The sequence below is a fragment of the Corynebacterium sp. 13CS0277 genome (assembly GCF_002994655.1).
Taxonomy (GTDB): Bacteria; Actinomycetota; Actinomycetes; order Mycobacteriales; family Mycobacteriaceae; genus Corynebacterium.
Window position 1 is genome coordinate 1 of sequence record NZ_PPDL01000041.1, and the last position, 8922, is coordinate 8922.

The window sequence follows — 8922 nt, forward strand, 5'->3', positions numbered from 1 at the left end:
GATGGTGTGGGCCGGTTCAATCACTTTGAGAACGGCTCCATCTATTGGACGCCGTCTACGGGTGCGCACATCGTTGCAGGGAACATTCGGGAGTATTGGAAGCGTCAGGGGTGGGAGCGGAGTCGATACGGGTACCCTGCTGGTGAAGAGCAGCGGGTTGATGACTTGGGGGTGAAGCAGGAGTTCCAAAATCGATCCATTGAGCGTCTTGTGCCTACCGATCGAACACTGCCTGTTTATGATCCAAATTCGGAAGAGTCTTACGCTTTTTCGTTTGTTATCTCCCGAGAGCAGTATGAGATGTGGTCGCCAAAGGCCATCGCGAGGGAGGTTACCACTCACATGGACGAGCGGTTTTCTTTTAAGGGATGTGGCGATCGTATCTATGTTGGGAAGGTGTGTAATCTTCTCCCCTTTGGCCTGGATTTACCGAACCCTGTTAGGGTGGTCGCTATGTCCGATACTGGATTTACCTTTAAATCTCTTGAGGGACATTTGGAGGGGAAGGATAGGTTTATTAATTTTGAGTTTCAAAGGGGGCGTGCTGCTGCCCCTAATGTTATCGTTATGACCGTTAAGGCCTGGGGTCCGAAGGGTAATTTAAGTAGATTGGGTGCGGCGAATCGGTCGGCGGCAATGCGCCTATGGAGTCGGCTGAATGGTAGTATTTCTAAAGCTCTCCCGAGCATCCCCCGCACCTACCTCACAGATGATAACTTTACTGTTCGTGCTAAGCGCAGTGCAGAAGATGAGAACCGTCTAGATCCGGAGATCCCACTCTTCACTTTCGAGGAGTTCAGCCAGTTGCTTGAAGAGGATCCGGATGCTTTGTGGGCAAAGATTCAGGGTGCCGGTTCGGGCGCTGCAGATGGTTCAGCTGTGGAGCCCGTTCGGGTCGAGGATCGGGTCAAGGATCGTTCGGTCGGTGGTGAACAACCCCCGACGAGTGACGTTCAATACCCTCCGTCGAATGAACTGCCAAGGGTGACGATGCAGGAGACTGAGCCGGGGGAGATTCCGAGTCGAACTCAAACGCTTGGTGAGGAGGTCGTGATCCAATCTGGTCGGCCCCTTGGGGTGGACGAGGCGTTGGATGAGCCTACTGGGGAGGTGGGTGTAGCAAACTAGGCTTTGTTCTCGAGGTAAATGTGAGGCTCGTATCGTTGACGGGCTAGGTTTTCTTGGCGGTTGGAGTACCTCTTCGTGGCCTGGGGCCGCGCAAGACTTTTCTCCGTTGCTAGTTGGATGGCTAGCTGCCGCTAGGCGTGAATATTTAGGAAACGGAGCTAGTGTCCATATTTACGATGGGAATTGAGGCGTTTTGCTTCTGTGGTCCTGTTTATTACTTGCTTGTGACGCTGATGGGGTGGCGGAAAGGGGGCCTCATTTCCATGCTGTCGGCACTGGCCATGGTGGCCTTCCTGTTGGCGAATTTCATCCTCTGGGGGCTGCCGGTGTATGGGGTTGTGGGAGTGAATATCGCCCAGTTTTTGGGGCTGGTTTCCGCCGTGGGGTGGTGGCAGGTGTGGAAGGCACATCGGGCGCGGACAAAGGAGCGAGTATCGTGACGAGGCTGCGGGACGTACCAAGGGTAGTGGTGTGTGCCTCTGGCCCGTGCCCTGTCTGGGCACGCGGTTTCGCAAACAGGTCAGGGGGTGCGTATGTCTGGGACGTTCGTTGATGGCCTTGTTGGTATGCCGGAGTACATGTGGTTCGCGCTCCTCCTGCGCCCCTTGGTCTGGGCTGACCTAATACCCGTCGTTGCGTTGTGTGTGACGTTCGTGGTCCTCATCCGCGACCATGCGGCTCGGCACGGGCGCACCCAGACTTTGGCGATGTACTGTCTCGCCGCATGTACGTCAGGTGCCGTGCTGGAGACCCTGACTACGGTTGACTATTCCTTCGTATCTCCTCGTGCGCAGCTCAGCTGGCTGTTCTTTGTCCTTGCTATCGCTGTGTGCCTGGTGTGGTTTACGGTGGAGGACCTGGTCGACAGGTGGAGGCGGCGGCAGCGTTGACGTGTGTGATCATGGTCGTGATGGCCGCCTGCACCCGCGAGCCGTGCTCTGACGGACTTGAGACATGTGGCCAGCCGAACGCAGCCGAGAGGGAGATTCCTTATGTTTGATGTGTCCAGATTCCTTGTCGGATTCTTTGGCCTCGTTGTCGTCCCCTTCGCGGTCTACCTAGGGGTCACTCTCACAGCCCTTCGTCAGTCGAGTCAGGGGGCTGGGATGCTTCGCCTTCGATCGTGCATCGCTATGTACTTCCTGGGTGTGTTCACCCCATTAGCCTGGCTGTCATGGGGGGATGGATGGGGTCTCCGGATGACGCTGCAGTATGGCCCGCCAGTGCACTTTCCCACAATTCAGGTCGCGGGCTTTATCGTTACAGCTGTGCTTGGCGCCTGCTATGCCGCGTGGACAGCTGCGCCCCACAAGCTGCACATTTATGTGGTCGGAGGGGTGCTGGCAGCTGGCTTTGCAACAGCGTTCATGCTTGGTGACTCTTTCGGGGTTCCTGCGCAAAACGGTGTTGGGGTGTTTGCATGCTGGATGATCGTGTGCCCCGTGACGGTAGTTCTCGGGGGTGTTGCGCGCCGCGTCAAGCAGTGGCGGCGCGGCGGCGCGTAGCCCCAACGAACAACGTCACGGGATGGTCAGTAGTGGGGCGGGGGTGTGCGCGGTTCGTCGGAGTTAGTGCGAGTCCGCGGTGTAGCCTTCGCGGCGTTTTACCCAGCCGATGACGAGGTAGGTCACGGGCATCATGACGACCTCAATGAGTGTTTTCCACACGAATCCGACGACCGTGTAGTTCACCGTGTCGCCCAGGGTGGTGATGCCGATGACGGGGGCGGCGATGAGGCAGAAGATCAACGTGTCGCCGAACTCGCCCACGATCGTGGATCCCAGCAGGCGCGCCCACAGGGATTTCTCCCCGGTGGCCTGCTTGATGCGCACCAGTGCCCAGGAGTTCAACAACTGGCCCACGAGGTAGCCCGCGAGGGAGGCCGCCACAATGCGGGGCACCAGGCCTAAGGTGGCGGCGAAAGCGTCTTGGCCGTCGTAGAAGTCGGCGGCGGGCAGGTGGATCGACACCGTGAAACTCACGATGGCGAGCAGCATGACAGCGAAACCAGTCCAGATCGCGCGGCGGGTGGCGCGGAAGCCATAGACCTCGGAGAGAACGTCGCCGATGACGTACGCGGCGGGGAACAAGAAGAATGCCCCGTCGGTGAGGATCGGGCCGAGGGCGACGCCCTTGGTGGCGGTGATGTTGGAGATCACGAAGATGGCGACGAACAGGGCCACCAACACCGGGTAGACGGACTGGTTGACGGAAATGAAGCGGGCGTTACCGGACGACACCACGTGGGTGTCGCCCTGCCCAGACTGAGTGGCAGTAGTCATGCCGCCCATGGTCTCATACGCCGGCGGCCTGCCGCGCCCGCCCGGCACCCCCTGGAGATACACATAATTCTGTAACGGGTTTGTCATATTTAGTAACACACGCTCGCTACCCCCGTTGGCGTGAACCACGGCGAGCGTTTGGAGACCTCTCACGGCCCCCGAGGCGCGTTCCCGCGGGCCCGGAGACATGGGACCAGTGGAACGGGGTCGATTCGTCCCCGACAGACAGAAGCAGTCGGACATTCAATGAGCGAAGTCTACCCCCGCCCTTGGGCGTTACTATTTATGACAATCTCGTTACAGAATTAGTTGCATATACACCCCCTGGCGGCACGACACCCTGTGTGACAGTGGCACCCCCTTGTGTGCCCGGGGGTGGGGTCGCTGCGGTGGGGCGATAGGCTGGGGGACATGACTGCCCTGCGCGGCGCCGGCCGCTACGCACCCAGCCCCAGTGGGGACCTCCACCTCGGGAACCTGCGCACCGCTGTCCTCGCGTGGCTCCTCGCCCGCGGCAGCGGGCGGGCGTTCTACCTGCGGGATGAAGACATCGACTCGCAGCGCAGCAGCGCCGACTCGGCCCGCCGACAAGAAGAGGACCTGAGGGAGTTGGGCCTCGACTTCGATGGCCCCACCTGGCACCAATCTGACCGGGGTGCGGCATACGCGGCGGCGCTGAAGCAGCTGCCGCATTACGAGTGCTACTGCTCCCGGAGGGACATCGCGCAGGCTGCGTCCGCGCCGCACGCGATCCCGGGGCAGTACCCCGGCACCTGCCGCAACCTCACCCCCGCGCAGCGGCAGGCCCGCCGCGCAGAGCTCTCCGCCGCGGGCCGGGTGCCAGCGCTGCGGCTCGCCGCAGACGCCTCCCGCGCCACGGTGCACGACGCCCTGGTGGGGGAGTATGAGGGAGACGTGGATGACATGATCTTGCGGCGCGGCGGGCACGCTCCCGACTGGGCGTACAACCTCGCCGTCGTGGTGGATGACGCCGCCCAAGGAGTCGACCAGGTGGTCCGCGGCGACGACCTGTTGTCCTCAGCGCCCCGGCAGGCGTACCTCGCGGGGCTGCTCGGCCACACTCCACCCGAGTATGTGCACGTCCCTCTCGTGCTGAATTCTCGCGGCGCACGCCTGGCGAAACGCGACGGGGCGGTGACGTTGCGGCAGATGCGCGCGCAGGGCGCCACGGTGGGGGATGTGGTGGAACTGCTGGCCGGCAGCATCGGCTGCCCGGGGGCCCGCAGCCTGGCGGAGCTCGCTGAACGCTTCGAGCTAGCGAACCTCCCCCGCGACCCCTGGGTGTGGTCCGGCTAACATTGTCGGGTGGGGTCATCGCCCCACCCCATCCTGAGAATCCCCCGGGGCGGTCACCCCGGAAGAAAAGAGGACCCCTATGCCCTCCGCACTGGGCGCACAGCCCGCGCCGCGTCGACGTGCCCGCCTGGGCGTGCCGTCGCTGCTGCAGTGGTGGCTGGAGGCCGCCCGCCGCGCGCCGGGCTGGGTGGCGGTCCTCGCGGTGGCCTGCGTGCTGGCCGCTGTGACCGGTGCTCTCGTGCCGGTCGCCCTGGGGCGGGCCATTGACGGCCTGACTGCGGGCGCGGTGCGCGGCACCGCTGTCGTGGTGGTGCTTGTCGCGGTGCTGCCGATGCTGCTGTCGGGCATCGTCGACGTCCTGGCGGCGGAGCTGCAGCGCCGTCTCGATGTGGCGGCCCGCGTGGAGCTCCCCGGGGTGCTTGCCGGCCCGGCGAGTGTGAGCGCTGACAGCGCTCTTGACGGGCATGCGCTGTGGGATGACATTCGCGACTGGGAGTTCCGCGACAGTGTCGGCTACGCCACCACGGTGACGGCCACCCGCTGCGCCAGCATCGTCTCCTTCCTCATCGTCGCGCGCTGGAATCTCCCCGTGGCGTGCCTGGTGCTGGCAGCCTTCATCGCCGCCGGGGTGGCCACCGAACGCTGGCTGGTCATCGACCGCGACCCGCACGCCCCGGATGAGCAGGTCGCCCGCGCGGCCCGCGCCGCCGGGCTGCGGGCCGATACGGGTGAAGCCATCGTGTGGGCCGGCTACGGCTACCTTGCCCGCATGTACGCGGATGCGGCGCGCCGTGCCGCGTCTGCGGTGGCGGCTCGCCGGCAGCGTGCCGTGGTGTGGGTGGCGTGCGCCGGGGCGGGCATCGGCGTCGCGGTGGGCTGCGCGGTGTGGCTGCTCGTGCGCGGTGAGACGTCCGCCGGTGGGGCCGTGGCCATCCTTGGCGGCATCCTGGGGCTTGCGGGTGCAGGCCCCCAAGGTGACGCCGGGGTGGCGGTGGGCAGCGCCGCCCGCACGTTGCGGGCGCTGCGATCCGTACCGCATCAGCCCGGGCAGGTGGCTGCGGCGGCCGCGGGCGCGCCGGCTGCGGGCGCGCACGCGCCCGTGGTTGCGCTCCGGGGCGCGGTGGCCGGCTATCCCGGAGGGCCGGATGTCCTCCACGGCGTTGATGTTGCCATCGCCCCCGGTACCTTCGTCGGCATCGTGGGCCCCAACGGGGGCGGCAAATCCACACTCCTCCACACCCTGATGGGTGTGCTGCCCCTGCGGGCAGGAACCCGACACACCCCGCCGGAGCTGCGGCAAGCGGCCGTCTTCCAAGACTATGCCCGCTTCCCCGTCCCCCTGGCGGCGCACTACGCCCTCGGCGGCGGGCGGCGCACCCCGGCGGTGGACTACGACCCCACAGCGGGACTCTCCGGCGGGCAATGGCAGCGCCTCGCCCTGGAACGGGCACTCGCCCGCGACGTTGATGTGCTCGTGCTCGACGAACCGAACGCGGCGCTGGACGCGCACGCCGACCGTGCCCTGCAGGCCGCCGTCGACGAGGCGCGCCGCCTGCGGCCCACCATGGCGGTCGTCATGGTCACCCACCGCCTGGCGAGCCTCGCCACCGCGGACGTCATCCACGTCGTGGAGGACGGCACCATCATCGACTCCGGTACCCACGCGGAACTGCACGCACGCTGCGCGCTGTACCGCTTGTTGTACGACACGCAGAAAGACAGTTTCCAATGATCTCGCACCCGCAGCCACAGCCAGCCCCGGACACACCCGGGTCGTGGCTGCACCGGTCGCGGGAGGCGCTCCGCCCGGTGGGGGTGGTGCTGCGACTGGCGTGGCGGGAAGAACCCCGCGGCACCCTCGGCGCTGTTGCCGACATCCTCTCTGGGGTGTTCCCCGCGCTCATGGCGTGGCTGGTGGCGGGGCTTGTCGCCCACATCGGTGCCGGCACCGGCGCGGTGCCCTTCGCGGTGGGGATCGCGGCGCTGCTCGCCGGGGAGGAACTCTGGGGTGCGGCCGCCACCACCGCCCGCTTGCGGGTCGTAGATGCGGTGACGCGCGCCGCCGACCGCGACACGATCCTGGCGCTGCGCCACGCCCGCACCATTGACGACCTGGTGGCCCACCGCCGGCCGGAACTCGTCGCCGCCAGCACCGATGTGCGCGGCGCGGTGGGCCGCAGCCTCAACACGTGGATCGTCGCCACCCGCAACGTCGTCTACGTGGCCGGCCTACTCATCGCCACCGTGAGTTTCAGCCCCTGGCTGCTGCTTGCGGCGGCTGCCACCATTCCGCACCTGTACTGGGGTGGGCGCGCCCAAGCCCGGGTGGAACGCGCCCGGCAGGATGCGGCGCAGGCTACTGCCCACACCACCGCCCTCATCGACGCCCTCCTGCCGGCCAGCGCGCGCCGCGAAATTGCGCTCGCGGGCACCTCCGACGTTTACACCGCCCTTGTTGCCGACAGTACGACCGCGTGGTCGGCGCCACGGGCGGCCGCGGAACGCCGCGCCGCGCTCGCCGGAGCGGCCGGCCGCCTCATCACTGCCGCCGGGCTGGGCGTCTCGGTGGCGCTCACACTGCTGACGGCGGGCCCGCGGGCGGCGGAAACGCTCGCCGCCATGGCCGTCATCCTGGGCTCCATCATCAGCTTGAGCGGCACCGCCCACACCACCGCTGTCATGCTCACCGGCACCCATGCCCGCGTCCGCGCCTGGCGCACCATGTGCACCCCCGTCGCGGCGCCTGCTGCGGCGGAGTCCCCCGCCCCGGACAGTGGTGGGGACCCCGCCGCCGGTGCAGGCGACATCGTCGTGCGGGATGTCAGCTACCGCTACCCCGGAGCCACCGCCCCCACCGTTGAGGGCCTGCATCTGCGGCTGCCCGCCGGCAGCACCATTGCCCTCGTCGGGCCCAACGGGGCCGGCAAATCCACCCTCGCCGGCCTGCTGCTGGGAATCAGGCGGCCCACCACCGGCACCATCACCGGCATACCCACCCGCCGCAGCATCATCGCGCAAGACCCCTTGCAGCTCCCCGGCATGGTGGCCGACAGCGTGCGGATCTCCCGGCCGGATGCCCCCGCAGATGCCTGCGAGGAGGCCTGCGCCCGCGCGCACGCCCCCGCGCCGGGGACGTGGGTGGCGGGTGCCTCCGGCGGGCAATGGCAGCGCCTCAGCATCGCCCGTGCACTCTTGCGCGACGATGCACAGCTGGCCGTGTTTGATGAGCCGACCTCGGCTCTCGACGCGGAAGCTGAAGCCGAACTCAGCGGCACCCTCCTCGGTGGCATCCCCGACGCCACCACACTCATCGTCACTCACCGGCTCGCCACGGCGCGCCGCGCCGACCGCATCCTCGTCGTCGACGGCGGGCGCATCACCGCCGACGGCACCCACGACGAGCTCGTCGCCCAACCAGGCTGGTACGCGGACATGTATCGCGCGCAGGCCGACGGCTACGACTCCGACCACGACCCCGGCGGCACCGCCGACCCCACGCCGGAGCCCATGTGACGCGGCTGTGGGGGTGGGCCACGCGGTGGTGTGTGTCCCGTTCCCGGCCGTGGGTGGTGTGGCATACCTATACTGGGGCGCACGGTGCTCACCGTGCGCCTTATGAGTCTTCTGTCGCACCCCTGTGGAGCACAACCAGATCTCATCGCCGGTGAGAAACGCCCCCGGTGGGCGTAGTTCATCACCACCAGCAAACGACGACAGGAGATCGTCTAAGTCATGACCCGAGCAGCCCGCAGTACCCTGTTCACCCTCGTTACGTGCGTAGCCGTCATCGCGGCCATCGTGCTTGCACTCAATGACCAGCGCATCGCGGCGCTCGTGGTGCTTGTCTGCGCCGCCGTGCCCGCGGCACTGACGCTCGGCCCCCGCCGGGGCACTCTCGCCCGGCTGGACGCGCAGGCTGATGTTCCCACGCCCACCGCTGAGGAGGTGAAGGCCTACCGGAAGACCCACCCCGACAAGGATCTCTGGGACGCCGTCGCTGACATGAAGGACACCCCGAAGAGCACGTAGCTCCCGCGCGCAGCGCGCCAGGGGTGAGGGGGAACCTGGGTGAAACGACAGAAAGTGTGCCTAGGCCGTGTTAGGAAAGTCGCTTCAGCGCCTGGCGGATGCCTGCGATGATCACCGTGGACTCAAAATGCACCGCGAGCTTGTCGACACGTAACGCCACAGCCCG

General features: G+C 66.4%; 8 protein-coding genes. 7 read left to right on the forward strand and 1 reads right to left on the reverse strand.

What is annotated here, in order from left to right; all coding sequences use genetic code 11:
* The 3 genes from C1Y63_RS12095 to C1Y63_RS12595 all read left to right on the forward strand — a co-directional run.
* Positions 1–1128 (forward strand): LGFP repeat-containing protein (locus C1Y63_RS12095; RefSeq protein ID WP_369831051.1); only part of this gene is annotated, 1128 nt, incomplete at its 5' end.
* A 161-nt stretch (positions 1129–1289) separates the two neighbouring features.
* Positions 1290–1568 (forward strand): hypothetical protein, encoded by a 279-nt coding sequence (locus C1Y63_RS12100; protein ID WP_106016704.1) that lies wholly within the window; start codon positions 1290–1292, stop codon positions 1566–1568.
* Positions 1569–2327: 759 nt separating this feature from the next.
* Positions 2328–2633, forward strand: coding sequence for a hypothetical protein (locus tag C1Y63_RS12595; RefSeq protein WP_146128963.1), 306 nt, complete (start codon positions 2328–2330; stop codon positions 2631–2633).
* 63 nt (positions 2634–2696) lie between these two features.
* Here the strand turns inward: C1Y63_RS12595 and C1Y63_RS12115 are convergent, their stop codons facing one another.
* Complete coding sequence (locus C1Y63_RS12115) at positions 2697–3410, reverse strand: queuosine precursor transporter (protein WP_106016711.1); 714 nt, start codon at positions 3408–3410, stop codon at positions 2697–2699.
* A 411-nt stretch (positions 3411–3821) separates the two neighbouring features.
* Between C1Y63_RS12115 and gluQRS the strand changes: the two genes are divergently transcribed.
* The 4 genes from gluQRS to C1Y63_RS12135 all read left to right on the forward strand — a co-directional run bounded on the left by gluQRS (position 3822) and on the right by C1Y63_RS12135 (position 8756).
* Positions 3822–4727 (forward strand): tRNA glutamyl-Q(34) synthetase GluQRS, encoded by a 906-nt coding sequence (gene gluQRS / locus C1Y63_RS12120; protein ID WP_106016707.1) that lies wholly within the window; start codon positions 3822–3824, stop codon positions 4725–4727.
* Between the two features lie 79 nt (positions 4728–4806).
* Complete coding sequence (locus C1Y63_RS12125; RefSeq protein WP_106016708.1) at positions 4807–6459, forward strand: ABC transporter ATP-binding protein; 1653 nt, start codon at positions 4807–4809, stop codon at positions 6457–6459.
* Positions 6456–8240: an ABC transporter ATP-binding protein gene (locus C1Y63_RS12130; RefSeq protein WP_106016709.1), complete on the forward strand. Its 1785-nt coding sequence runs from the start codon at positions 6456–6458 to the stop codon at positions 8238–8240. The genes C1Y63_RS12125 and C1Y63_RS12130 overlap by 4 nt, the downstream gene beginning before the upstream one ends.
* 219 nt (positions 8241–8459) lie before the next feature.
* Positions 8460–8756, forward strand: coding sequence for a hypothetical protein (locus C1Y63_RS12135; RefSeq protein WP_106016710.1), 297 nt, complete (start codon positions 8460–8462; stop codon positions 8754–8756).
* Positions 8757–8922 lie beyond the last annotated feature (166 nt).